This window comes from Pseudothioclava arenosa (assembly GCF_002358085.1).
GTDB classification, from domain to species: Bacteria; Pseudomonadota; Alphaproteobacteria; order Rhodobacterales; family Rhodobacteraceae; genus Pseudothioclava; species Pseudothioclava arenosa.
Map to the genome: position 1 here is coordinate 47,171 of NZ_NTJD01000009.1, position 25,427 is coordinate 72,597.

General features: G+C 67.6%; 24 protein-coding genes. 16 read left to right on the forward strand and 8 right to left on the reverse strand.

Going from position 1 to position 25,427, the window contains the following annotated elements; genetic code table 11:
* Positions 1–26: 26 nt before the first annotated feature.
* The 3 genes from CLN94_RS11755 to CLN94_RS11765 all read left to right on the forward strand — a co-directional run bounded on the left by CLN94_RS11755 (position 27) and on the right by CLN94_RS11765 (position 3,457).
* Complete coding sequence (locus tag CLN94_RS11755) at positions 27–761, forward strand: hypothetical protein (RefSeq protein ID WP_096434143.1); 735 nt, start codon at positions 27–29, stop codon at positions 759–761.
* 81 nt (positions 762–842) lie between these two features.
* Entirely contained in the window at positions 843–1,985 is a 1,143-nt protein-coding gene (ctaA, locus tag CLN94_RS11760; protein ID WP_096434144.1) for a heme A synthase, read from the forward strand.
* Between the two features lie 2 nt (positions 1,986–1,987).
* A complete protein-coding gene (locus CLN94_RS11765; protein ID WP_096434145.1) occupies positions 1,988–3,457 on the forward strand; it encodes a carboxypeptidase M32 in 1,470 nt (489 codons plus the stop codon).
* A 155-nt stretch (positions 3,458–3,612) separates the two neighbouring features.
* On the opposite strand, the gene tgt is transcribed toward CLN94_RS11765, so the two are convergent.
* The 3 genes from tgt to CLN94_RS11780 form a co-directional block, all read right to left on the reverse strand.
* The gene (gene tgt / locus CLN94_RS11770; RefSeq protein ID WP_096434146.1) at positions 3,613–4,743 is read right to left on the reverse strand and encodes a tRNA guanosine(34) transglycosylase Tgt; all 1,131 of its coding nucleotides are present in this window, start codon (positions 4,741–4,743) and stop codon (positions 3,613–3,615) included.
* A 67-nt stretch (positions 4,744–4,810) separates the two neighbouring features.
* The gene (locus tag CLN94_RS11775; protein ID WP_096434147.1) at positions 4,811–5,269 is read right to left on the reverse strand and encodes a DNA polymerase III subunit chi; all 459 of its coding nucleotides are present in this window, start codon (positions 5,267–5,269) and stop codon (positions 4,811–4,813) included.
* A gap of 4 nt (positions 5,270–5,273) precedes the next feature.
* Positions 5,274–6,737: a leucyl aminopeptidase gene (locus tag CLN94_RS11780; RefSeq protein ID WP_096434148.1), complete on the reverse strand. Its 1,464-nt coding sequence runs from the start codon at positions 6,735–6,737 to the stop codon at positions 5,274–5,276.
* Between the two features lie 182 nt (positions 6,738–6,919).
* Between CLN94_RS11780 and lptF the strand changes: the two genes are divergently transcribed.
* The 6 genes from lptF (at position 6,920) to rsmA (ending at position 14,557) form a co-directional block, all read left to right on the forward strand.
* Positions 6,920–8,047, forward strand: a complete 1,128-nt coding sequence (gene lptF, locus CLN94_RS11785) for an LPS export ABC transporter permease LptF (RefSeq protein WP_096434149.1) — start codon at positions 6,920–6,922, stop codon at positions 8,045–8,047.
* Positions 8,044–9,162 (forward strand): LPS export ABC transporter permease LptG, encoded by a 1,119-nt coding sequence (lptG, locus tag CLN94_RS11790; RefSeq protein WP_096434150.1) that lies wholly within the window; start codon positions 8,044–8,046, stop codon positions 9,160–9,162. Before lptF ends, lptG begins: the two co-directional genes overlap by 4 nt.
* Entirely contained in the window at positions 9,162–11,339 is a 2,178-nt protein-coding gene (locus CLN94_RS11795; RefSeq protein WP_096434151.1) for an LPS-assembly protein LptD, read from the forward strand. Before lptG ends, CLN94_RS11795 begins: the two co-directional genes overlap by 1 nt.
* A gap of 39 nt (positions 11,340–11,378) precedes the next feature.
* Positions 11,379–12,614, forward strand: coding sequence for a peptidylprolyl isomerase (locus CLN94_RS11800; RefSeq protein ID WP_096434152.1), 1,236 nt, complete (start codon positions 11,379–11,381; stop codon positions 12,612–12,614).
* Positions 12,611–13,600, forward strand: a complete 990-nt coding sequence (gene pdxA / locus CLN94_RS11805; protein ID WP_096434153.1) for a 4-hydroxythreonine-4-phosphate dehydrogenase PdxA — start codon at positions 12,611–12,613, stop codon at positions 13,598–13,600. Before CLN94_RS11800 ends, pdxA begins: the two co-directional genes overlap by 4 nt.
* 114 nt (positions 13,601–13,714) lie before the next feature.
* On the forward strand, positions 13,715–14,557 hold the full coding sequence (gene rsmA / locus CLN94_RS11810) for a 16S rRNA (adenine(1518)-N(6)/adenine(1519)-N(6))-dimethyltransferase RsmA (RefSeq protein WP_096434154.1): 843 nt from the start codon (positions 13,715–13,717) through the stop codon (positions 14,555–14,557).
* 66 nt (positions 14,558–14,623) lie between these two features.
* On the opposite strand, the gene CLN94_RS11815 is transcribed toward rsmA, so the two are convergent.
* From CLN94_RS11815 to CLN94_RS11830, 4 genes are all read right to left on the reverse strand, one after another.
* Positions 14,624–15,220, reverse strand: coding sequence for a DUF4167 domain-containing protein (locus CLN94_RS11815; protein ID WP_096434155.1), 597 nt, complete (start codon positions 15,218–15,220; stop codon positions 14,624–14,626).
* Between the two features lie 283 nt (positions 15,221–15,503).
* Positions 15,504–16,361 carry a peptide chain release factor N(5)-glutamine methyltransferase gene (gene prmC, locus CLN94_RS11820; protein WP_096434156.1) on the reverse strand — a complete coding sequence of 286 codons (858 nt, stop codon included), beginning with the start codon at positions 16,359–16,361 and terminating at the stop codon, positions 15,504–15,506.
* Positions 16,358–17,413, reverse strand: a complete 1,056-nt coding sequence (prfA, locus tag CLN94_RS11825) for a peptide chain release factor 1 (RefSeq protein WP_096434157.1) — start codon at positions 17,411–17,413, stop codon at positions 16,358–16,360. Before prfA ends, prmC begins: the two co-directional genes overlap by 4 nt.
* 64 nt (positions 17,414–17,477) lie before the next feature.
* Positions 17,478–18,329, reverse strand: a complete 852-nt coding sequence (locus CLN94_RS11830; protein ID WP_143598921.1) for a WYL domain-containing protein — start codon at positions 18,327–18,329, stop codon at positions 17,478–17,480.
* A 219-nt stretch (positions 18,330–18,548) separates the two neighbouring features.
* Between CLN94_RS11830 and CLN94_RS11835 the strand changes: the two genes are divergently transcribed.
* The 4 genes from CLN94_RS11835 (at position 18,549) to CLN94_RS11850 (ending at position 21,172) form a co-directional block, all read left to right on the forward strand.
* Positions 18,549–18,911, forward strand: coding sequence for an SUF system Fe-S cluster assembly protein (locus CLN94_RS11835; protein WP_096434159.1), 363 nt, complete (start codon positions 18,549–18,551; stop codon positions 18,909–18,911).
* A 7-nt stretch (positions 18,912–18,918) separates the two neighbouring features.
* Entirely contained in the window at positions 18,919–19,281 is a 363-nt protein-coding gene (locus CLN94_RS11840; RefSeq protein ID WP_096434160.1) for a HesB/IscA family protein, read from the forward strand.
* A gap of 42 nt (positions 19,282–19,323) precedes the next feature.
* Positions 19,324–20,067, forward strand: a complete 744-nt coding sequence (gene tpiA, locus CLN94_RS11845; protein WP_096434161.1) for a triose-phosphate isomerase — start codon at positions 19,324–19,326, stop codon at positions 20,065–20,067.
* A 109-nt stretch (positions 20,068–20,176) separates the two neighbouring features.
* Positions 20,177–21,172, forward strand: coding sequence for a Fe(3+) ABC transporter substrate-binding protein (locus CLN94_RS11850; RefSeq protein ID WP_096434162.1), 996 nt, complete (start codon positions 20,177–20,179; stop codon positions 21,170–21,172).
* A 63-nt stretch (positions 21,173–21,235) separates the two neighbouring features.
* Here CLN94_RS11850 and CLN94_RS11855 read toward each other — a convergent pair whose 3' ends face one another.
* The gene (locus CLN94_RS11855) at positions 21,236–22,018 is read right to left on the reverse strand and encodes a hypothetical protein (RefSeq protein ID WP_143598922.1); all 783 of its coding nucleotides are present in this window, start codon (positions 22,016–22,018) and stop codon (positions 21,236–21,238) included.
* 171 nt (positions 22,019–22,189) lie between these two features.
* Between CLN94_RS11855 and CLN94_RS11860 the strand changes: the two genes are divergently transcribed.
* The 3 genes from CLN94_RS11860 (at position 22,190) to CLN94_RS11870 (ending at position 25,359) form a co-directional block, all read left to right on the forward strand.
* On the forward strand, positions 22,190–23,125 hold the full coding sequence (locus tag CLN94_RS11860; RefSeq protein WP_096434164.1) for a nucleoside hydrolase: 936 nt from the start codon (positions 22,190–22,192) through the stop codon (positions 23,123–23,125).
* Positions 23,126–23,237: 112 nt separating this feature from the next.
* Positions 23,238–24,659, forward strand: a complete 1,422-nt coding sequence (locus CLN94_RS11865; RefSeq protein ID WP_096434165.1) for a protein adenylyltransferase SelO — start codon at positions 23,238–23,240, stop codon at positions 24,657–24,659.
* A gap of 1 nt (position 24,660) precedes the next feature.
* A complete protein-coding gene (locus CLN94_RS11870) occupies positions 24,661–25,359 on the forward strand; it encodes an endonuclease/exonuclease/phosphatase family protein (RefSeq protein WP_096434166.1) in 699 nt (232 codons plus the stop codon).
* Positions 25,360–25,427 lie beyond the last annotated feature (68 nt).

The window sequence follows — 25,427 nt, forward strand, 5'->3', positions numbered from 1 at the left end:
TGTGGCAAAGCCTGAAAATAGCGTTGATGGCGACCCTGACCGGCTCGATCCTGGGCGGGCTGGTGCTGATGTGGGTTTACCCCGCGCTGCGCGCGGCCGCCTTCCCCGAGCGCATGGGGCTGGTGACGCTCGCGCCCGGCGTAGCCGCCGACACCGCTTTCACCCTGCCCGAGCGCGCGCAGCTTCTGGCCAATATCGACACGGCCCGCGCCCGCGTGGCCGCGTTTTACGGCGCGTTTGATGCGAATGTGAAGCTTGTCGCCTGCAAGACCGACGCCTGCGACACGCGGCTTTCGGGGCGCGCGCCGGGCACGGCGGGGGCTGCGGCGATGACCTATGGCACGCCGGTCGTCTCGGTCCTGCACCTCAGCCCGCGGGGGCTCACGCCCACGATCATCGCGCATGAGTTCTCGCATGCGGAACTGGCGCGGATCACCGGGCTACGCGCGAGCCTGCAAGGCAAGATCCCGGCCTGGGTGAACGAAGGCCTCGCGGTGATCGTCTCGGACGATCCGCGCTATCTGGGTGCGGGCATGGGCCCCGAACGCTGCCTTGCGCCGCCTGTCGATCTGGTCGAGGGCCTGACCGAGTTTCGACGCAAAGGGGCAACGGACGACACGCTTTATGCGCGCGCGGCTTGCGGGGTGCTGCACTGGATGGCGGTGAATGGCGGGCGGCGCGGGCTTCTGGAGGCGCTGCGCGAGATCGGCGCGGGTCAGACACCCGCCGCGCCCTTCACCCTTGGCCGCTCCCCCGCCTGAGCCGCACAATCGCAGCTTGAACGCCCCGCGCCCCCCGCCTAGGTTGGGCGCGCATCAGAAGCCCGCAACAGGGAGAGGCGCATGAGCGGCAAGCGCAGCATTTTCGAAGAGGTGGGCGAGACGTCGGCGAAACCCGCCGCCCCCAAAGGCGGCATGATCGACACCCGTCCCAAGGGCGCGCGCGCCGCGATCCGGGTCTGGCTGTTCGCGCTCTTCGCGCTGGTCGCGGCGATGGTGCTGGTGGGGGGCGCGACGCGGCTCACCGACTCCGGGCTGTCGATCACCGAATGGAAGCCCGTCACCGGCGCGCTGCCGCCGATGTCCGCCGCCGACTGGCAGGTGGAATTCGAGAAATACCAACAGATCCCGCAATTTGCCGCGCTGAATGCGACGATGACCGTCGAGGAATTCAAGGGCATCTACTGGTGGGAATGGGGGCATCGCCAGCTTGGCCGCTTCATCGGTCTGGTCTGGGCGGTGGGCTTCGTCGGCTTTTGGGCGACGAAGCGTATCCCGACCGGCTGGACGGGGCGGCTTTTGGGCTTGGGCGTGCTGGGCGGGCTGCAAGGCGCGATCGGCTGGTGGATGGTGTCTTCGGGGCTGGGGGGCGAGATGGTCTCGGTCGCCTCCTATCGCCTCGCGGTGCATCTGGGGCTGGCCTTCGCGATCCTCGGGCTGATCGCCTGGTATGCGCTGGCACTGGGGCGCAAGGACTCCGACCTCTTGCAGGCGCGCCGTCTGGGCGAGCCGAAGCTGTTCGGCATGGCCACGGGCGTGATGCATTTCGCCTTCCTGCAGATCCTGCTGGGCGCGCTGGTGGCGGGGCTCGACGCCGGGCGCGGCATGACCGACTGGCCGCTGATGGGCGGCGAGATCCTGCCCTCCGAGGCTTTCGATCTCGAACCCCTCTGGAAGAATTTCTTTGAAAACCCGGTGCTCACGCAATTCCTGCACCGGATGGCGGGTTATGGGCTGGTGATCTTTGCAGGCATCGCCGCGCTCAAGGGCCGCCGCTCGGCCCATGGCGCAACCCGCACCGCGTTTCTGTGGATGGGGGCGGTCGTGCTCTTGCAACTTGCGCTTGGCATCGTCACGCTGGTCCATGGCGCGCCGCTGTCGCTGGGCCTCGTGCACCAGGCCGGCGCGATCCTCGTCTGGGTGATTGTGATCCGCGCGCGCTTCCTTGCGCGGCACCCGATCCTGCGCTCGATCCGGGAGGGCTGATCATGAACGCATTCGCCGAGCTGATGGCATTTCAACGCGAGACCGAGGCGCTGGCCTCGGTGGCGGGGCGACTGGGCTGGGATCAGGAGACGATGATGCCGCGCGGCGCGGCCGAGCAACGCGCCGAGGAAAGCGCCGCGCTTGAGGCCGTGTTGCATGCGCGGCGCACCGATCCGCGGCTGGGCGACTGGCTGGCGCGCGCGAATGCCCCGGATGCCGCCGGCGAACGCGCGCTGGACCTGATCGCGCGCAGCTACAACCGCAACACCCGCATTCCCGCCCGCCTCGCCGCTGAACTGGCGCGGCTGACCTCGCTCGCGCAGGGGATCTGGGCCGAGGCCCGCGCCAATGAGGCCCCCGCCGATTTCCTGCCCACCCTGACCGAGGTGCTGGCGCTGAAACGCGAAGAGGCCGCCTGCCTTGCCGAGGGCAATCTCTATGATGCGCTTCTGGACGATTACGAGCCGGGCATGACCAGCGCCGAGATCTCGGCCATGTTCGAAGCCCTGCGCCCGCGCCTTGTCGCGCTGCGTGAGGCGGTCTTGGGCGCGGATCGCCAGCCCGCCGAAATCAGCCATATCTTCCCGGAAAACGCACAGCTGCGGCTGGCCAAGATCTGCGCCACCGCCTTCGGCTATGACTGGACGCGCGGGCGGCTCGATATGGCCGTGCATCCGTTTTCCTCGGGCTCGGGCCATGACGTGCGCATCACTACGCGGATCTCGGAAACCGACCCGTTCAACTGCATCTACTCGACGATCCACGAGGTCGGCCACGCCTGCTACGAACAGGGCATCGACCCCGATTACCTGTTCACGCCGCTCGGCGCCGGGGTCTCGATGGGTGTGCACGAAAGCCAGAGCCGGATCTATGAAAACCAGCTTGGCCGCTCCGCCGCTTTCACCGGCTGGCTGCACACTCGCATGGTCGAGATGTTCGGCGATTTCGGCGTCTCCGACCCGCAGGCCTTCCACGCCATCGTCAACCGTGTCTCGGACGGGTTCATCCGCACCGAAAGCGACGAGCTGAGCTATAACCTGCATGTCATGCTGCGCTTCGATCTGGAGCGTGACCTGATCGCCGGGACACTCGAGGCGGCCGATCTGGAAGAGGCCTGGAACGCGCGCTTCGCCACCGACTTCGGCCGCGCGCCCGAGCGCCCCTCGCAGGGCTTCTTGCAGGATGTGCACTGGTCGGTGGGGCTGTTCGGCTATTTCCCGACCTACAGCCTTGGCAATCTCTACGCAGGCTGCCTCAACAAGGCGCTGCGCGCGGCGGTGCCCCATGTCGATGCGGCACTCGCTCAGGGCGACGCGAGCCCCGCCACCGGCTGGCTGCGGGAAAACCTGCAACGCCACGGCGGGCTGCGCCAACCGCGCGAGACGATCGAGACCGCCTGCGGCTTCGCCCCCACCGCCGAGCCGCTGCTGGACTATCTGGAACAGAAATTCAGCGCGATCTACGGGCTCTGAGCGGGCCGGTTCAAGCGGATGGGGGGCTCTGCCCCCCGGCCTGCGGCCTCCCCCCGGAGTATTTCACGCTCGATGAAAGCCGGGGCTTTCATTTTGCCGGAAATATCCCGGGGTGAATGGCGCGGAACGCGCCAGAGGGGCGGCGCCCCTGCCCCTCAGAGCGGCTCGATATCGCCCATCGCGCGCTGCGCGTGGAAGTCAGCCACGAATTGCTTCAGGCTCCCCGCCGCGATCGCATCGCGCAGGCCCTGCATCAGCTCCTGATAATAATGCAGGTTGTGCCAGGTCAGCAGCATCCCCGAGATCATCTCTCCGGCGCGGAAGACATGGTGCAGATAGGCGCGCGAATAGTTGCGGCACGCCGGGCAGGTGCAGGCCTCGTCGAGCGGGCGCGGGTCGTCCTGATGGCGGGCGTTCTTGATATTGACCTGCCCGCGCCGGGTCCAGGCCTGCCCGGTCCGGCCCGAACGCGAGGGCAGCACGCAATCCATCATGTCGATGCCGCGCTCGACGGCGCCGACGATATCGTCGGGCTTGCCGACCCCCATCAGGTAGCGCGGCTTGTCCTCGGGCAGGAAGCCCGGCGCGTAATCGAGCACGCCGAACATCGCCTCCTGCCCCTCGCCTACCGCCAGCCCGCCGACCGCGTAGCCGTCGAACCCGATCCGGGTCAGCGCCTCGGCGCTTTCCTCGCGCAGCTCGCGGGTAACACCGCCTTGCATGATGCCAAAGAGCGCATGGCCGGGGCGGTCGCCGAAGGCATCGCGTGACCTCTGCGCCCACCGCATCGAAAGCCGCATGGATTTCGCCACCTCGTCATCGGTCGCGGGCAGCGCCGGGCATTCGTCAAACGCCATCACGATATCCGAGCCCAAGAGCTTCTGGATCTCCATCGAACGTTCGGGCGTCAGCATGTGTTTCGAGCCGTCGATATGGCTGGAAAAGCGCACGCCCTCCTCGGTCAGCTTGCGCAGGCTGGCGAGGCTCATCACCTGAAACCCGCCCGAGTCGGTCAGGATCGGACGTTCCCAGTTCATGAACTTGTGTAGCCCCCCGAGCCGGTCGATGCGCTCGGCGGTGGGGCGCAGCATCAGGTGGTAGGTGTTGCCGAGAATGATGTCGGCGCCGGTCGCGCGCACGCTTTCGGGCATCATCGCCTTGACCGTCGCCGCCGTGCCCACCGGCATGAAGGCGGGCGTGCGGATCTCGCCGCGCGGAGTCGAAATGACGCCGGTTCGGGCCGCGCCATCGGTGGCGTGAAGGGCAAAGCTGAATTTCTGGCTCATTGGCTGGCTCCTGAGGTCAGGCGCGCAATTAGCGCGGATGCGGGCCGAAGGGAAGCCGGGCGGCGCGTCAGCTTTCGGCCTTCTTCTGCCAGCGCCCGGCCTCTTCGGCCCAATAGGCGGCCTGCGCGCCGGCACCCGTCAGCGCTTTCCATTGCCCGCGCGCGGCCTGGGTCGCGGCCTCGTCGCGCCCGTCGAACAAGATCCAGACCCGTTCGCGCGCGGCGATTTCCTCGGCCGAAACCTCGGCGCCATCGAGCGCCATCAGCGCGTCGAACGCGCCCGGCGCGGGCGCCGTGCCCAGCAGCACCGGCTGATGCGCGTCCTGCGGCCCGCCCGCCAGACCATGCGGCAAGAACCCGTCCTCGGGCGTCTTTTCCCAGAGCCACTGATCGAGCCAGGCAAGCCGCGCCGGGTCGCCCCCGCGCAGCTCGATCCGCCAGCCCTGATCCAGCGCGCGGCTCAACAGGTTCGCCACCACGGCCTCCAGCGGCGACTCGGTCACATGGTAGAAATTGGCCGCACCCAAGGGCTTAGCCCTCGAACTTGTCACGGATCAGGCGATCGAGCGTCATCACGCCCCAGCCCGTCGGGCCCTTCGGCGCCAGCGCGGTTTCGCCCGGCGGCAGCGCCACGCCCGCGATGTCGATATGGCACCACGGCACCTCATCCTTGACGAAACGCTTGAGGAAGGCCGCCGCGGTGATCGAGCCCGCAGGCCGCCCGCCGGTGTTCTTGATATCGGCCAGGCGCGACTTGATCAGCGTGTCATAGGCCGGTTGCAGCGGCATCGGCCAGGCGCCTTCGCCCTCGGCGCGCGCGGCCTCGGCGATCTGGCCGACAAAGCCCTCGTCATTGCCGAAGAGCCCCGCGTTTTCATGGCCGAGCGCGATGATGATCGCGCCCGTCAGCGTGGCGAGGTTGATCATCGCGCGGGGCGCGAAGCGTTCTTGCGCGTACCAGAGCACATCGGCCAGCACGAGGCGGCCTTCGGCATCGGTGTTGATGACCTCGATCGTGTCGCCCTTCATCGACTTCACGATATCGCCCGGACGCTGTGCGCGCCCGTCGGGCATGTTCTCGACCAAACCGACAAGGCCCACGACATTGGCCTTGGCCTTGCGCAGCGCCAGCGTGCGCATCACGCCCGAAACGACGCCCGCGCCGCCCATGTCCATCGTCATCTCTTCCATACCGCCCGCGGGCTTGATCGAGATGCCGCCGGTGTCGAACACGACGCCCTTGCCGACAAGCGCCAGCGGCGCCTCGTCGCCACCGCCGTTCCAGCGCATCACCACCACTTTCGAGGGGCTTTCCGAGCCCTGCCCCACGCCCAGCAGCGCGCGCATGCCCAGTTTTTTCAGCTCGTCCTCTTCGAGGATCTCGACCTCGAGGCCAAGCTCCTGCATCGCGGCAAGGCGGGCGGCGAAATCATCGGTGGTCAGGATGTTGGCGGGCTCGTTGACGAGATCGCGGGTAAAGAACACGCCCTCGGCCAGCGCGGCATGGGGGGCGGCGCGGGCGGCGGTTTTCTCGGGGTTCGCAACCATCACCACGACCGGGCCGGGCGCGGGTTTCGCCTCGGAGTGGTAGTCGAAGCGATAGGCGCGCAGCGCGAGGCCAAAGGCCACCTGACACGACAGCGGATGATTGCCCGCCAGCACCAGCGCGCCCTTTTCGCCCAGCACCTTGCCGACCAGCGCACCGGCCTTGCGCGCCTCGGCAAGGCAGGCCTTGCGGTCGAGCTTGATGATCTGCAGCGCCTCGGCGGCCAGCCCGCCCGGCCAGCCCAGCTCAATCGATTCGGCGGGCTTGAGCTTGGTGAAGGCCTCGGAGCCGATCGCCCGCGCCAGCGCGCCCCGCGTCAGCTTGTTCAGGCGGCGCGCCTCGGGGCCCATCTTGCCTTCGGAATTCACGATCAGCGCGATGCGCCCCTCGCGCCCGGCCAGAGCCTCGATATCGGTTTCGCGGAACTGGATGGCAACGGGATCGGTCATGTCTGTCTCCGGGCAAGGCGCGGACATCGGCGGAAATCCACCGCTCCGCGCGTTCATTTCAGCGCCCAACACTAGACCCGCCCCTGAAAAATGAAAAGCGCCTCGGCAGGGTGGTTTCCGGCCCTTCCCCAGAGCCGGAGTTCCCGCTAGAGAGGGGACATATCCGGGGGGATATTTTTGGTTTGAAGCGTCTCGACAGATATCTGCTGTCCCAGTTCATGGTGCTGTTCGGGTTTTTTGCCCTGGTGCTGGTCTCCGTCTACTGGATGAACCGGGCAGTTCTGCTGTTCGACCGGCTGATCGGTGACGGTCAGACCGCGAGCGTGGTGCTGGAATTCACCGCGCTGACCCTGCCCAACGTGATCAAGGCGGTGCTGCCGGTGGCGGCCTTCGCGGCGGTGCTGACGACGATCAACCGGCTCAACCAGGATTCGGAATTCGTGGTGATGAAGGCGCTTGGCGTCTCGCCGTGGCGGCTGGCGGTGCCGGCGGTGGCGATGGGGCTGATCGTGATGGTGATGCTCTCGGCGCTGACGCATGTTCTGGTGCCCGCCGCGAAGGCGCGGCTCGCCGATCGCGAAGCCGAGGTTGCGCGCGACCTGAGCGCGCAGCTTCTGGTCGAGGGCACCTTCCAGCACCCCGCCGAGGGGCTGACGGTTTATGTCCGCTCGATCTCGGATCTGGGCGTGCTCAAGGACATCTATATCTCGGACCGCCGTTCGGACCGCACGCGCACGACCTATACCGCCGAAAAGGCGCTGATCGTGCGCACCGAGACCGGGCCGAAACTGGTGATGTTCAATGGTATGGCGCAGGTGCTGCGGCAGTCGGACAGCGCGCTTTCGGTCACGCGCTTCGCCAATTTCACCTATGATCTCGGCACCATCCTCGCCGGGCGCGAGCGCAGTGCGCGCGATGTCGAGGAATTGTCGACCGCGCGGCTGATCGCGCCCGATGACGCGGTGTTTGCGGCCACGGGCGCCACCCCCGAGGCGCTGCGCACGCTTGTCCATGAGCGTTTCGCCGAGCCGCTGCTGGCGCCGGCTGCGGTGCTTCTGGGCTTCTCGATCCTGATGCTCGGCTCGTTCTCGCGCTTTGGGCTGTGGCGCGAGATCGGCATCGCGGTGGTGGCACTGATCGTGCTGAACCTGATCCAGAACGCCGTGACCGGGCAGGTCAACAAGGATGCGCAGCTCTGGCCGCTCTATTATGGCGTGCCGCTTCTGGGAATTGCGGCGGGGGTCGTGATGCTGGGCCTCGCCGCCCTGCCGCGCCGTCGGCGCCGGTCCGCGCAGGAGGTGCCGGCATGACGCTGTCATTCTATATCGCGCGGCGCTTCCTGCGTGCCTTCGGCATCGTCGGCGGGGCTTTTGCCGGGATCCTGTTCCTGATCAACCTCGCCGAGCTGGCCCGCAGGCTTTCGGGCGACGATTACGGGATCGGGGCGCTGTCGCGCTTTGCGCTGCTGAAACTGCCGCAGACGCTCTATGAGATCCTGCCGCTGGTGATGGTGCTGGCGGCAGTGACGCTGTTCATCGGGCTCGCGCGCAGCTCGGAGCTGGTGGTGATCCGCGCCGCCGGCCGCTCGGCGCTGCGGATGCTGGTGGCGCCGGTGCTGGTGGCGGTCGCGATCGGCATGATCGCGGTGACGATGGGCAACCCCATCGTTTCGGCCACCAAGAACCGTTACGAGCAACTGATGTCCGAGCGCAAATCGGAGACCCGCAGCACGATCTCGATCGGGCGCGAGGGTGTCTGGATGCGTCAGGGCGCAGGGCTCGCCGCCGATGGCAAGACCCCGGCGCAGGCGGTGATCCAGGCGGCTTCGGCCAATGCCGACGCGACACGGCTGAGCGATGTCACCTTCCTGATCTTCGTGCCCGGTCAGGGCCCGGTGCGGCGGCTGCGCGCGGCCTCGGCCGAGCTGGTGCCCGGCGCCTGGGCGCTGACCGATGTGAAGGACTGGAACCTCGGCGGCTCCACCAACCCCGAATTCGAGGCGACCCGCCACGACAGCCTGCGCATCGACTCCGACCTGACCGCCGCGCGCATCCGCGAAAGTTTCGGCGAGCCCGAGGATGTGGCGCTGTGGCAATTGCCGGGCTTCATCGCCTCGCTCGATGCGGCCGGGTTTTCCTCGCTGCGCCACCGCGTCTGGTTCCTCAGCGAACTCAGCCTGCCGATCTTTCTGGGGGCGATGGTGCTGGTCGCAGCCGCCTTCACCATGCGCCACGCAAGATCGGGGCGAATGGGGATGATGGTGCTCTTGGCCTTTGGCCTCGGATTGGGCATGTTCTTCCTGCGCTACGTCGCGCAGATTCTCGGCGGAAACGGTCAGGTGCCATTGATGCTGGCCGCCTGGGCCCCGCCACTGATCGCGGTCATCGTGCCGCTGGCTTTCGTGCTGCATCTGGAGGACGGCTGATGGCGCGTCTCGGAGCAACGGCAATCACCCGGTCCCTCGGCGTTCTGGCGCTGGCGGGGGGGCTGACGCTTGCCGCGATTGCACCGCGCGCCGAAGAACCCGCCGCGCTGCTGGCCAACCGGGTGATCCTGACCGGCTCCAACATGCTGATCGCGGAAGGCTCGGTCGAGGTGCTCTATCGCGGCACCCGCATGACCGCGCGCCGCGTCACCTATGACAGCACGACCGAGCAACTCTCGATCGAGGGGCCGATCCGGCTGACCGAGCCGGGCGCGCGGGGCAATGTGCTGGTCGCCGATCAGGCCGAGCTGTCGCGCGACTTGCAAAACGGGCTTCTGGCTGGCGCGCGCATGGTGCTGGCGCGCGAATTGCAACTGGCCGCCGACACGATCGAGCGCCGCAAGGGGCGCTATACCGTGCTCAAGCGCGTTGTCGCCTCGTCTTGCGAAATCTGCGCCGAGAACCCCACGCCGCTGTGGGAGATCCGCGCCCGCAAGGTCACCCATGACGCCGAAACGCGGCAGATCTCGTTCGAGTCGGCGCAGCTGCGCGCGATGGGCGTGCCGATTTTCTACCTGCCCTACCTGCGTGCGCCCGACCCGACCGTTGAACGCATGAGCGGCTTTCTCAGCCCCCAGTTCCGCACCACCTCGCTTCTGGGCTTCGGGATCAAGACGCCCTATTTCCTTACGCTCGGCCCCTCCGCCGACCTGACCTTCACGCCCTATGTCGCGGCCTCGCAGACCAAGACGCTCGGGCTGCGCTATCGGCGCGCCTATGACTGGGGCGACCTGCTGCTCGAAGGCGCGCTGAGCGACGACTCGATCGAGCCCGATGAGACCCGCGGCTACCTCTTCGGCGACCTGACGGCCCAGCTGCCCCGGGATTTCCGCCTGAGCGCGCAGCTGCGGCTGGTTTCCGACCCGTCCTACCTGCTCAATTACGACATTTCCGACGAGGACCGCCTCTGGTCCGGCATCGAGATCGAACGCGTGAAGCGCGATCAGCTGATCTGGGCGCGCATCGGCAACACCCATTCGATCCGTGAGGGCGAAAGCAATTCGACCCAGCCGATGGCCTCGGCCACGGCGCAATGGATCGACGTGTTCCGCCCGGCCGGGATCGGCGGCGAGCTGACGCTGGACTGGCAGCTGGCGACGGCGCGGCGCGCTTCGGACTCGGTGCTGGATGGCGATGGCGACGGGGTTGCGGACGGGCGCGACAGCGGCCGGCTGTCGATGGTGGCGGACTGGCGGCGCAACTGGCTCCTGCCCGGCGGCATTCTGGCTACGGCCGAGGCCGAGCTGGCGCTCGATGCGATCAGCGTCGGCACCGATCCGGCCTATGACAGCACGATCACGCGCGCCCTGCCCTCGGCGGCGGTGGAACTGCGCTGGCCCTGGATCTCGACCTCGGGGCGCGCGGCGCATGTGATCGAGCCGATCCTGCAGCTGGTCTGGAGCGGCGACGACCCCGAAGCCTCGCCCAACGAGGACAGCCTGCTGACCGAATTCGACGAGGGCAACCTGTTCGCGCTGTCGCGCTTTCCGGGCGGCGACGCGCGCGAGGCGGGCACGCGGGCGAATCTCGGGCTGAGCTACACCCGCCACGACCAGTCGGGCTGGTCGCTCGGGCTGACGGCGGGGCGCGTGTTCCGGCTCGACGATCTCGGGCAGTTCTCGTCGGGCTCGGGGCTTTCGGGCACGCGCTCGGACTGGCTTTTGGGCGCGAATCTCGCCACCGCGTCGGGCCTGACCGTCGCCAACCGCGCGCTCTTCGACGATGACCTCTCGATTTCGCGCAACGAATTCACGCTGGGCTATGACGGCGAGGCCTATGATATCGCGACGCGCTACCTCTGGATGGAGGCGAATGCGGCCGAAGGGCGGCTCGAAGACCTCTCGGAGCTGATGCTCGACACCGAATGGCTGTTCGCGCCGGGCTGGTCGGGCAAGCTCTCGGCGCGCTATGACCTGACCGAGGATCGCGCCAGCCGCACCTCTCTTGGGCTGCAATATGCCAATGAATGCATCACGGTCGATCTTTCCCTCTCGCGCCGCTTCACTTCCTCGTCTAGTGTGGAGCCCGAAACCGGGATCGGCATCTCGGTCGCGCTGGCGGGCTTCGGCGCGGGCGGCGATGCACGAAATGCAACACGGCGGGTCTGCGCGCGCTAAGGCGCGGCCCGAAACGACAAGACGAGCACGGACGGACCAATGAAGCGATTTCTTCCCCTTCTCGCCCTGGTGATCGCGACGAGCCTCGGACTGGGGGCACGCGTCGAGGCGCAAGGCTATGTGCAGGGCAATCTCTTTGCGCCGCAGATCACCGTGAACGGCCATGGCATCACCGGCTTTGAAATCAACCAGCGCATGCGGCTGATGCAGCTCTTGCGCGCGCCCGGCGACCTGCGCGAAGGCGCCGAGAAGGCGCTGATCGAGGATCGTCTGCGCCTCGATATCGCCAAGCAGATGGGTCTTTCGGTCAGCGAAGACGAGATCGCCGCCGGCATGGCCGAATTCGCCGGCCGTGCGAACCTCGACACCGAGCAATTCCTGAAAGCGATCGGGGAAGGCGGCGTCGAGCCGCAAAGCTTCCGCGATTTCGTGCGCGCGGGCCTCGCCTGGCGTGCCGTCGTGCGGGAAAAATACCGTGGCTCGATCAACATCCACGAGGCCGATATCGACCGCGCGCTGCTGGCGGAATCCGATCTGGGCCAGGGCACCAAGGTGCTGCTGTCGGAAATGATCATCCCCGCGCCCGCCGGTGAAGAAGGCCGCGCCATGGCGATCGCGCGCGAGGCTTCGGCCCTGCGCTCGCCCGCGGCTTTCGCCGAGATGGCCGAGCGGGTGTCTTCGGCGCCCTCGAAAGCGCGCGGCGGTCGTCTCGACTGGATGCCGCTCGAAGGCCTCCCGGCCGAGCTGCGCCCGGTACTGCTGCGCCTCAAGCCCGATACCGCGACCCAGCCGATCCGCCTGCCGAACGCGGTGGCGGTGTTCATGCTGCGCGGCATTCAGGATGGCGGCAAATCCGGCGCCCCGGCGATGACGCTCGATTACATGCTTTACGCGCTTGGCCCGACCGGTGCGGCTGCGACCGCGACTGCGGCGCAAAAGACCATCGCCGAGATTGACCGCTGCAACGATCTTTACGGCCTTGCCGAAGGGCAGCCCGCCGATCGCCTGCTGGTCGAAAGCGCGCCTGCGGGCAGCATCGACCCCGAGATCGGCGCCGCGCTGGCCGCGATGGATATCGGGGAGACCCGCGTGATCGCGCGCGGCGGCAATGACATGCTGCTGATGCTCTGCGAGCGCGCGCCGACGCTGGTGGGCGAAGAGGCCGCCCTCGATCGCAACGGCACGCGCGAGCGGCTGGTGAACGAGCGGCTGCGCGTTCTGGCCGAGAATTTCTTTGCCGATCAGCTCGAGACGGCGGTGATCACCCGGCCATGAGCCACCCCGCCCCGTTCGAACGCCCCGTCGCGCTGAGCTGCGGCGATCCCTCGGGCATCGGCCCCGAAATCGCCGCCCGCGCCTGGGAACAGCTGCGCGCGTCGCTGCCCTTCGTCTGGATCGGCGACCCCGCGCATCTGCCACGCGGCACGAAGATCCGCGAAATCTCCGAGCCCGCCGAGGCGATGAGCCATGCCGGTTCGGCGCTGCCGGTCTTGCCGCTGGAATTTGCCGCCGCCGCCCTGCCCGGCCAGCCCGATCCGGCCAATGCCACGGGCGTGATCGAGGCGATCCGGCACGGCACGGATCTGGCGATGCGCGGCGAGGCCTCGGCGCTCTGCACCGCGCCGATCAACAAGAAGGCGCTGAAGGACGGTGCGGGCTTCGCCTTTCCGGGCCATACCGAATATCTCGCGCATCTCGCGGGCGGGGCGCGCGTGGTGATGATGCTGGCCTGCGACACGCTGCGCGTGGTGCCCGCGACGATCCATATTGCTCTGTCCGAGGTGCCGCGCGCCTTTACGCCCGCGCTCTTGCGCGAGACGGTCGAGATCACTGCCGCCGGGCTGGCGCGCGATTTCGGGCTGGAAAACCCGCGTATCGCGATTGCGGGGCTGAACCCGCATGCGGGCGAAGGCGGCGCGATGGGCCATGAAGAGATCGACTGGATCGCGCCCCTGATCGCGGATCTGCGCGCCGAGGGCCATGCGGTCTCCGGCCCGCATCCGGCCGATACGCTGTTCCACGCAGCCGCGCGGACGCGCTATGACGCGGCGATCTGCGCCTATCACGATCAGGCGCTGATCCCGATCAAGACGCTGGCCTTCGATGAGGGCGTGAACGTGACGCTGGGCTTGCCCTTCGTGCGCACCTCGCCCGATCACGGCACCGCCTATGACATCGCGGGCCAAGGCCGGGCGAACCCCGCGAGCCTGATCGCCGCCCTGCGGATGGCGGCACGGATGAGGGCGGCGCGCGGGCTCTGAGCCGCGGCGGCGCTTGCCCTTTCGAGCCGTGTCACATATCCCGAGGGCAGGCCGGGGGCTGTCTGCCCCCGGACCCCCGAGGATATTTGCGGCAACGTGAAGGAGGCGGCGAGAATGGCGGCGATCGACGGGCTTCCGCCCCTGCGCGAGGTGATCCAGACCCATGATCTGGTGGCGAAAAAGAGCCTCGGGCAGAACTTTCTGCTGGACCTGAACCTGACCGCCAAGATCGCGCGCGCGGCGGGCGATCTGCGCAATTGCGATGTGCTTGAAGTGGGGCCCGGCCCCGGCGGGCTGACGCGCGGGCTGCTGGCCGAGGGCGCGCGCAGGGTGTTGGCGGTTGAGAAGGACGCGCGCTGCTTGCCGGCGCTGGCCGAGATCGCGGCGCATTATCCGGGGCGGCTTGAGGTGATCAATGGCGATGCGCTGGAGGTGGATGTCTCGGCGCATCTGACGCCGCCAATCCGGATCGCGGCGAACCTGCCCTATAACGTGGGCACCGAGTTGCTGGTGCGCTGGCTGACGCCGCCGGAATGGCCGCCGTTCTGGCAGAGCCTGACGCTGATGTTCCAGAAAGAGGTCGCCCAGCGGATTACCGCGAAAGTGGGCGACAACCATTACGGACGGCTGGCGATTCTGGTGCAATGGCGCTGCGATGCGCGGATCGTGATGTATCTGCCGCCCGAGGCCTTCCAGCCCGCGCCCAAGGTGCATTCGGCAGTGGTGCATCTGACCGCCCTGCCCGAGCCGCGCTTTCCGGCCGATGCCAAGGTGCTTGAGCGGGTCGTGGCGGCGGGTTTCAACAAGCGCCGCAAGATGCTGCGCGCGTCGCTGAAAGGCGTGCATCCGCGGATCGAGGCGCTGCTGGAAGAGGCGGGTATTGCGCCCACCGAACGCGCCGAACGGGTCAGCCTGGAGCAATTCTGCACACTGGCGCGGCTGGTCGCGCGGGGCTGAGCACCCGCGCCGAACAAACGAAAAAGCCGCGCTCTGGGGCGCGGCTTTTGTTGTTTCGGGGCCGGATCACTCGCTCTCGGCGGGCGCCTCGGGGGCCGGTGCGTCAGTGCCCGTGCCATCGGCTTGCGCCTCGCCCTTGGGCTTGCGCGGACCGCGACGGGTGCGCGGGGTTTTCTCGCGCTTGGGTTTGTCTTGCGGCTCGCTCGGAGCCTCTTCGGCACTGTCGCGGCTTTCGGGCGTCTCGACCAGCGTCGAGGCGGCATCGTCGTCCCCCGACACTTCGGGCAAGGGCGCGCGGGCCTCGGCCTCGGGGCGATCGTCGTTCCGGCTCTCGCCGCGATCACGCCCGCCGTTCTGGCCGTTGTTCTGATGATTTTGCTGGTTCTGGCGCTGACGCTCTTCCTGCTCGCGCGCAAGCTCGCGCTGCGCCTCGCCCAGCATACGGGTGTAATGCTCGGCGTGCTGGAGGAAGTTCTGCTCGGCCACGCGGTCATTCGAAAGCTGCGCGTCGCGGGCCAGCGCGAGATATTTGTCGATGATCTGCTGCGGCGTGCCGCGCACCTTGCCCTCGGGTCCGTTGGAATCGAAGACGCGGTTGACGATATTGCCGATCGAACGCTGACGGTTCGACTTGTTACGCGAACGGGATTTCGAAGATCTCATGAGCTTTCGTTCGTAATGCGCTCTGGGCGCGATGGGTCTGGCTGCAAGGCCTGTGCGGTGACCTGTCCGGGAGGGCGATGCCTTGGCATCAGATCCGGGCCGGCTATGTAAAGCTGAGCCGCGCGGGGGAGCGAACTTCCGCCCTGCGCTGCATTCGAATAACCATGTTGCGCTGCGGGTGACAAGGCGGAAAAACACGGCTGTGGCGTTTTCGCTGCGGATTTTCGCGCAAATCCGCCGGGATCTTGAAGAAACAGGCTGAAATCTCGCCGATGCCTGCCAATCAGGCGCAGCCGCAGCCGATTTCATCCACGGGCTTCCAGCCCTCGACCACGCGGTCGCGGCCATCGAGATCGGGTCGGATCGCGATACGTTCAAAGCCTTGTGCGGCCAGCAGCGCCGCGACCGCAGCCCCCTGCGTCGGCCCGATTTCCAGCAAGATCCGCCCGCCCGGCATCAGCCGGCTCCCCGCGCCGCGCGCGATCGCGCGATAGGCATCGAGCCCGTCGCCGCCCGGCGTCAGCGCCAGATGCGGCTCCCAGTCGTGGACCTCGGGCGAAAGCCCGGCCATCTCATCCGCCCCGATATAGGGCGGGTTCGAGACGATCAGGTCAAACCGCCCCTCGACGCCCGCAAACCAGTTACCCTGTTGAAACCGCACGCGGTTGCCAAGGCCATGGCGCTCGGCATTTTCGCGCGCGACCGCGAGGGCTGCGGGCGAGAGGTCTACCCCCAGCCCCGCCGCGAAATTCATGGATTTCAGCAGCGAGATCAGGATGCAGCCGGTGCCCGTGCCCAGGTCGATCACCTTAACGAAAGGCTTTTCCAGCGCGGCGGCGACGAGGATCTCGGTCTCGGGGCGCGGGTCGAGCGTGTCTTGCGTGACCTTGAAGGCGCGGCCCCAGAACATCCGCTCGCCCACGATCTGCGAGACAGGGCGGCGCGCGAGGCGGGCCTCGATCGCGGCGTCGAAAGCGGCCTGCGCCGCATCAGACATCGCATCTTGCAGCACCAGCGTGAGGCGGTCGGGTGCAACACCAAGCGCATGGGCCAGAAGCCTGCGGGCATCGGCGGGCGCGCCTTCGATCCCGGCCGCGGCCAGACGGCGCGTACCCGCGACCAGCGCGGCCTGCGCGCTCATCCCTCCATCTCCGCCAGTTTCGCGGCCTGATCCTCGGCGATCAGCGGGTCGATCACCGGGTCGAGATCGCCCTCCATGATCTGACCGAGCGCGTAAAGCGTCAGGTTGATGCGGTGGTCGGTCATCCGGCCCTGCGGGAAATTATAGGTGCGGATCCGCTCCGAGCGATCGCCCGAGCCCACCTGCGCCTTGCGGCTGTCGGCGCGCTCCTTGGCGGCGCGGTCGCGTTCCAGCTCGTAGAGCCGCGCGCGCAGAACGGCCATCGCATTGGCGCGGTTCTGGTGCTGCGACTTCTCGGAGCTCGTCACCACGATGCCGCTGGGCAGGTGGGTGATGCGCACCGCCGAGTCGGTGGTGTTCACGTGCTGCCCGCCCGCGCCCGAGCTGCGCATCGTGTCGATGCGGATGTCGGCGGCGGGAATGTCGATATCGACCTCTTCGGCCTCAGGCAGAACCGCGACGGTCGCGGCGGAGGTATGGATGCGCCCGCCCGCTTCGGTTTCAGGCACGCGCTGCACGCGGTGGACGCCCGATTCGAACTTGAGCCGCGCAAACACCCCCTCGCCCTCGATCCGTGCGACCGCTTCCTTGATCCCGCCCAGCTCGGTCTGCGCCAGCTCCATCAGCTCAAGGCGCCAGCCCTTGCGGTCGGCATAGCGCTGATACATGCGCAACAGGTCGCCCGCGAACAGCGCCGCTTCCTCGCCGCCGGTCCCGGGCCGGATTTCGAGGATCGCCGGGCGCGCATCGGCCGCGTCCTTCGGCAAAAGCGCAAGCCTGAGCCGCGCCTCCATCTCGGGCAGGCGCGCACGCAGAACCGGCAGCTCTTCCTCGGCCAGCGCGCGCATCTCGGGGTCCTTCAGCCAGCCCTCGGCCTCGGCCAGATCAGCTTCGGCCTGACGGAAGGCCTCGATTTCCGCGACGACGGGCTTCAGCTCGGAATATTCGCGCGAAATCCGCGCAATCGCCGAAGGGTCCGCCCCGGCGGCAAGCTGCGCCTCAAGGAAACCGAAGCGCTGCAGGATCTGATCGAGTTTATCGGCTGGCAACATGATGGCCCCGGGTTTGGCCGGAACCGGCCCCTCCGTCAAGCGCGATCCGCTGGCGTCGGGGACACTAGCTATTCCAGCCAAATCCGAATTGCCGCGCACCGACCTCGCGCAACTCGGCCATGAGATCCCGTTCCAGCGCATCGACCCGACCATCCGCCCGAACCGTGCGCGCGAGAGATTTTGCCAGTCGTTCCACCCGCGCCTGCTCCCAGCCAGAGACAGCCTCGAAGGCCTCCGCCACATCATCGCGGGTCGGACGAAGACGGCGGACGGTTCGCTCTATCTTGTCGAAAATCCCGGCGTCCAGCCCATCTAGCTGCCCCTGATCCCGCAAGTCGCAGGCCTCATCCTCGCAATAAAGCAGGATCTGCTCGATCTCGGCCGGGTGCAGGAAATCATCCGAACGCGCTGCCGCCACCGGAAGCGTCAGCGCCTGCGCCACATGCTGGCGCAATATGGTATAGGGCTGACGCGGAGCGCGGCGCGCAGGCTTTCTGGCGGAATCGTCGAATTCTTCGACCTCGGCGCTCGCGAGGATTTCATCAAACCAGGGAGCCGCGGGCTCGACCTCTCCGTCTTGGCTGATGATGTCGGAAATCCGGTCCACACGAAAGCTACGCATGGCCTGACGCTCGTGACAAAAGGCCTGCAGGTAGTAAAGTCCGTGGCGCTCCTCGATCACCCGCATCGTCACACGCCGACACGAAGGGTTACCCTGGGCATCGGTGTAGTCGATCATCAGGAAAAACGGCTCGATGTAATAGCGACGACAAATCTCGACGGGCGCGCCGGCATCGTCAGGCTCCGGATCGAGCACGGAACCGGGTGGAACGACGACTTTGGCAGGCCTCTTGAAACTCGGTGCGGGGTCTTCCAGTTGCGGGACGGTTCGAAAGAAATAGTCGAGAATGCTCATGAAGAATCTCCGGATCAATGACGCAAGAGTAATCCCGAAACCTCTTCAATCCGAAGTCCGAAATATGCCCCGCAATGGTGGCCTTTGCCTCCGCCCTGCCCGACTTTTCCTCGCGCCGATTTGGCGCAGCGGGTGGCCTTTACGCTTGCGCCGAGAAATCCTATATATTCACTCGACAATTCGCCGGGCCCTCTGCGCCCGCAAGACAGGACCATTCCGATGACCGATGCCACCCCGCCGCTTGAAGGCGCGCCGCTGATCCAGCCTTCCAGCACCGATCATCCGCTCCACGAGTCCGTGGTCGAGGCCTGCCGTTCGGTCTTCGACCCGGAAATTCCGGTGAATATCTATGACCTCGGGCTGATCTACACGATCGACATCAACCCGGAAAACGAGGTCTCGATCATCATGACCCTGACCGCGCCGGGTTGCCCCGTCGCCGGCGAGATGCCGGGCTGGGTGCAGAATGCCGTCGAATGCGTCGAGGGCGTGAAAGAGGTGAATGTCGAGATGGTCTTCGATCCGCCTTGGGGCATGGACATGATGTCCGACGAGGCGCGGCTCGAGCTTGGGTTCATGTGAGGCCGCCATGTTTCTGCCTTCCGACAAACCGCCCGTCACCCTGACCCCCGCCGCCATCGCGCAGATCGCGCGGCTGATGGAGCGTGAAAGCGCCGCGGGCTTCCGCATCGGCGTCAAGAAAGGCGGCTGTGCGGGCATGGAATACACGATGGAGATCGCGCAAGAGGCCGGCCCCGCCGATATCGTCGTCGAGGATGGCCCGGCGCGCGTGCTGATCGCGCCCCTGGCGCAGATGTTCCTGATCGGCACCGAGATCGACTATCAGACCGGGCTTCTGGAAAGCGGCTTTACCTTCCGCAATCCGAACGTGACCGAAAGCTGCGGCTGCGGTGAATCCGTCAAATTCAAGGATATGCCCGAGGCGGGCTGAACGCGCCCGCCCTTTGGGGCCAATAAGAACGGGAGGGACTCCATGCGTCGCAAGCTGGCCGCAGGGAACTGGAAGATGAATGGCCTCAAGGCGGATCTGCGTGAGGTCGCGGCGCTGCTGACAGATCGGCCCGCGTCGGGCTGCGAGGTGCTGCTCTGCCCGCCCGCGACGCTGGTTGCGGCGATGGCGATGACGGCGGCGGGGCGGATCGCGGTGGGCGGTCAGGACTGCCACGCGGCGCAATCGGGCGCACATACCGGCGATATCTCGGCGCAGATGCTGAAGGACGCGGGCGCGAGCCACGTGATCCTCGGCCATTCCGAGCGTCGCGCCGATCATGGCGAGACCGACGCGGTGGTGCGCGCCAAGACCGAGGCCGCGCTGGCCGCCGGGCTGGTCGCGGTGATCTGCCTTGGCGAGACCGAGACCCAGCGCGACGCCGGCGAGACTCTGGCGGTGATCGGCGCGCAGCTAGAGGGCTCGCTGCCCGAGGGGCTGACCGGCGCCACGTGCGTCATCGCCTACGAGCCGGTCTGGGCGATCGGCACCGGCCGCATCCCGAGCCTCGACCAGATCGCCGAGGTCCATGATTTCCTGCGCGACCGGCTTGTCGCGCGCTTTGGCGCCGAGGGCGCGACGATGCGCCTGCTCTATGGCGGTTCGGTCAAGCCCTCGAACGCGTCCGAAATCTTTGCGACCTCGAATGTCGATGGCGCGCTGGTCGGCGGCGCGAGCCTGAAAGCCGCGGATTTCGGCGCGATCGTCGCGGCGCTTGAGGCGGCCTGAGGCGCCGCGCGCGGGGTCGGCACTTTATTTCCGATTACTCCACTCAGGTATTGACCGAGCCCTCCTGCGACAGTAGAAAGGCGCCAATACCTGACCAAAGGAGTCGCAAATGAAACGCGCAGCCCTTCTTCTGACCGCCCTCGCCGCCACCCCGGCGCTTGCCGATGTGAACGTCTATTCGCACCGCCAGCCCGAACTGGTGCAGCCGCTGTTTGACGCCTTCACCGCCGAGACCGGCATCGCCGTCAACGTGGCCTTCGTCGACAAGGGCATGGTCGAGCGCCTCGTGGCCGAGGGCTCGCGCTCGCCCGCCGATCTGGTGATGACGGTCGATATCGCGCGGCTGCTGCAACTGGTCGAGGCGGGCGTGACCCAGCCGGTCGCCTCCGATGTCCTGAACGCCGCGATCCCGGCAGCGATGCGCGATGCCGAAGGCCAGTGGTTCGGCCTGACCTCGCGCGCGCGCATCGTCTATGCCTCGAAAGAGCGCGTGGCCGAGGGCGAAGTGACCACCTACGAAGACCTCGCCGATCCGAAGTGGAAAGGCCGCATCTGCACCCGCTCCTTCACCTCGGATTACAACGTCGCGCTGACCGCCGCCTATCTCGGCCATCACGGCGAAGAGGCGACCCGCGGCTGGCTCGAAGGCGTGAAGGCCAACCTCGCCAAGAAGCCCGAAGGCAACGACCGTAGCCAGGTCAAGTCGATCTGGTCGGGCGAATGCGACATCAGCCTCGGCAACACCTATTACATGGGCCAGATGGTGGCCGACCCGGAACAGATCGACTGGGCGAATTCGGTGAATATCACCTTCCCGACCTTTGAGGGCGACGGCACGCATGTGAACATCTCGGGCATCGCGATGACCAAGGCCGCGCCGAACCATGACGAGGCGCTGAAGCTGATGGAATTCCTCGCCTCGGATCACGCGCAGGAAATCTATGCCGAAACCAACCACGAATTCCCGGTGAAAGAGGGCGTGAAACGCTCCGAACTGGTGGCAAGCTGGGGCGAGTTCACCGCCGACGCGCTGAGCCTCGTCGAGATCGCCAATCTGCGCCCCGCCGCGCTGAAGCTGATCGAAGAGGTGAATTTCGACGGCTGAGCCCGCGTCCCGCGCCCAGACGTCACGGCCCCGGAGCAATCCGGGGCCATTTTTGTTCAGGCGTTATTCGGCGGCGAGACGCGCGGGGTCTTGCGCGGCGCCGATCCGCACCCGCGGATGGCGCGCGAGGCGCTGCAGCTCGGCCTCGAAACGCAGCCGCAGGCGGGCCGCGTCGAGCCCCGAGAACCCCGCAATCGGCGCGGGCTGCGGCAGGCGCGCGTGAAACTGCAAGAGCCGCCCCATCTGGCGCCGCGGCGGACGCAGCCCCTGGCCGTGCAGCCGTTGCACCATCGCCAAGGCGGTATCGGGCAGTTGCGCGCCGCGCAACGGCGCCTGACGCAGGGCCAGACCGGGCAAAAGCGCCTGCCCCAGCTCGGCCTGATCGCGCGGCGCGGGCAAAAGGATCAACTCGGCCGGGCGCAAGGCCAGAACGATCTCGCGCAGGATCTCGACCCAGCCGCGCGCGCGGGCGGCCAGCGCGGGGGCGCAGGCGTCGAAGGCGGGCATCACCCGCTCGGCGGCCAAGCTGCGCCAAAGCGCAGGATAAAGCGCCTCATAGCTGGCCAGCGGCACGACGAGCCGCCCGACCGGCCCGGCAAGCTGCGCGGCCAGCCCCTCGGCCCGCGTGCCGACCTCGGCAAAACCGCTGTCCCAGCCCTGTTTCGGCGCGCCCAGCAGGCTGTGATCCACAAGCACCCCGCCGCCCGGCGCGGGCGCCTCAAGCACAGGCCCCAGCCCGGCGCGCGCGATGATCCGCGCATTCGCAGGCAGGCTCCGCGCGAAGGCGGAACAGAGCCGCGGCATCGCCGCATTGGCCAGAAAGATATGGGTCACTGCCTCGTTCATGCCGCTCGTCGGGTCTGCCTCTGGCGCAATGCCGGTTTGCCCGGTCTTCGGCCAAGACTTCAGGGTCTTGAGCGCGAGTATAGCCCCGGTTTTCCCGAATGCGAACAGCAAAGCGCGGCGCTGGACATCGCCGCGGCTGCGCGCCACTCTGCCCGCGAACAGGAGGCGCCCATGGCACGCAAGATCATCATCGACACCGACCCCGGGCAGGACGACGCGGTCGCGATCCTGCTGGCGCTGGCCAGCCCCGAGCTGGAGGTGCTGGGGATCACCTGCGTCGCGGGCAACGTGCCGCTGGCGCTGACGCAACTGAACGCGCGCAAGGTCTGCGAGCTGGCCGGGCGCAGCGATCTGCCGGTGTTCGCGGGCTGCGAGCGCCCGATCGAACGCGCGCTGGTCACCGCCGAATATGTGCATGGCAAGACCGGGCTGGACGGGATCGCCCTGCCCGATCCGCAGATGCCGCTGGCGCCCGGACATGCGGTCGATTTCCTCATCGAGACCCTGCGCACCGAGCCTGCGGGTTCGGTGACGCTTTGCCCCTTGGGACCGCTCACCAATATCGCCATGGCGTTTCAGCGCGCCCCCGAGATCGTCGAGCGCGTCGCGGAGATCGTGCTCATGGGCGGCGCCTATTTCGAGGTGGGCAATGTCACGCCCGCGGCCGAGTTCAACATTTACGTCGACCCGCAAGCGGCTGATATTGTGATGAAATCCGGAGCACAGATCGCGATGATGCCGCTCGATGTGACGCATCAGGCACTGACCACGCGGGCGCGGATCGAGGCGTTTCGCGCGCTTGGCACCCGCGCGGGCCATGCTGTGGCGAGCTGGACCGATTTCTACGAGCGTTTCGATATGGCGAAATACGGATCGGACGGCGCGCCGCTGCACGACCCCTGCGTGATCGCCTATCTGCTGGAGCCGGGGCTGTTTTCCGGCCGCCATGTGAATGTCGAGATCGAGACCGGATCCGAGCTGACGATGGGGATGACCGTGGTCGACTGGTGGCGCGTGACCGACCGGCCCGCGAATGCGATGGTGATGGGCGCGGTCGATGCCGAGGGGTTCTATGCGCTCCTGACCGAGCGGATCGCGCGGCTTTGAGCCCCGAGGGGGCGCTGCCCCCGGCCTTGCGGCCTCCCCCGGGATATTTGTCGCAATGTGAAGGATTGGGAGCGCGCGCGGGCCGCCCTATATCTTGGAAAAGGAGCACGCGATGACCCCGAGGTTCGACAATTCCTATGCCCGCCTGCCGGGGCGGTTCTTTGAACGCGTGGCGCCCGAGGTGCCGCCCGCGCCCGCGCTTCTGGCGCTGAACCGCGGGCTTGCCGCGCGGCTGGGGCTCGATGCCGATTGGCTTGCCGGACCCGAGGGGCTGGCGATGTTGTCGGGCGCGGCCCTGCCCGAAGGCGCCGAGCCGCTGGCACAGGCCTATGCGGGACATCAGTTCGGCGGCTGGGTGCCGCAGCTTGGCGACGGGCGGGCGGTGTTGCTGGGCGAGGTCGTGGCGCCTGACGGGGCGCGGTTCGACATCCAGCTGAAGGGCGCGGGCCAGACGCCGTTTTCGCGCCGGGGCGACGGGCGGGCCTGGCTGGGGCCGGTGTTGCGCGAATATGTCGTGTCCGAGGCAATGGCGGCGCTTGGCCTGCCAACCACGCGGGCGCTGGCGGCGGTGGCGACCGGCACGGCGGTGGTGCGCGACGGGTTCGCGCGGCCGGGCGGGGTCCTGGTGCGGGTGGCGGCGAGCCATATCCGCGTCGGCACCTTCCAGTATTTTGTGGCGCGCGGCGACACCGAGGCGCTGCAACTCCTGACGGATCACGTGATCGCGCGCCATTATCCGGGCGCCGAGGGGCCCTTGGGGTTGATCCGGGCGGTGGCGGCGGCGCAGGCGCGGCTGGTGGCGGGGTGGCTCTCGGTCGGGTTCATCCATGGCGTGATGAACACCGACAACATGGCGGTTTCGGGCGAGACCATCGACTATGGCCCCTGCGCCTTCATGGATCATTACCATCCGGCCAAGGTGTTTTCCTCGATCGACGGGCACGGGCGTTATGCCTACGGCGCGCAGCCGCAGATCGCGGCCTGGAACCTGGCGCAACTGGCCTCGAGCCTCCTGCCGCTGATCGGCGAAGGTGAGGCGGCGATCGAGGCTGCGACCGAGGCGGTCGACAGTTTCGTGCCGGCCTTCCAGGCGGCCTGGCTCGATCGTTTCGGGCGCAAGATCGGGATCGCGGCGGCCGGGTCCGAGGATCTGCCGCTGATCGAGAGCCTGTTGAACCGCATGGCGACCGAGCGCGCGGATTTCACCCGCAGCTTCCGGGGACTTTCTACCGGGTGGGCACGCGACGAATTCACCGATCCGATGGCCTTCGACCAATGGGCCGAGGGCTGGCGGACAAGGCTGGCGCAAGAGGCCGACCCCGAGGCGGTGATGGCGGCGGCGAACCCGGTGCGCATCCCGCGAAACCACCGCATCGAAGAGATGATCGCGGCGGCGGTTGCGGGCGACATGGGCCCGTTCAGGCAGTTGCAGGCGGCGCTGGCCGAGCCCTACCGCCCCGACCCCGCGCTGGCCCGGTATGAGGCCGCGCCGCTCGCGTCCGAAGCGGTGACGCGGACCTTCTGCGGGACCTGAGATGCTCCGGATCGCCTCTTACAACCTGCATAAATGCGTGGGCTCGGACCGGCGGCGCGACCCGCATCGGGTGATGGCGGTGATCAATGCGCTGCAAGCCGATGTGATCGCGCTGCAAGAGGTCGACCTGCGTCTGGGCGCGCGCCCGGCCGCCCTGCCCGCCCGGCTGATCGAGGAGGAAAGCGATTTCATCCCGCTGCCGCATCCGCGCACGGGGCCGAATTCGCTCGGCTGGCACGGGCAGACGATGCTGGTGCGGCGCGGGCTGCGGGTGCTGGAGGCGCGGGGCCTTGACCTGCCGGGCCTTGAGCCGCGCGGCGCGCTGGTGGCGCGGGTCGCGCCCGTCTCGGGCACGCCGTTCACGCTGATCGGGGCGCATCTGGGGCTACGACGGATGGACCGGCGCGCGCAATGGCTGCGGATCGCCGAGGTTCTGGCCGAGGCCGCCCCGCATCCGGCGCTGGCGATCGGAGATTTCAACGAATGGCGCGCGCGCCATGGGTTCGAGGCGCTGACCGGATTTCATATCCACACGCCCGGGCCGAGCTATCCGGCGCGACGCCCCTTCGGCAAGCTCGACCGGCTGGTGACCTGCGGGCGGGCGCGGGTACAGCGGATGGGGGTGTTCGACAGTGCGCTCGCGCGGCGCGCCTCGGATCACCTGCCGATCTGGGCCGATCTCGACGGGCTGCTGATCTAGGCGATTGTAGCGCGCACAATCGCGCCCTTGCCGCGCCCCCGCGCCCTTGCCATGAGGGACATTCGGAT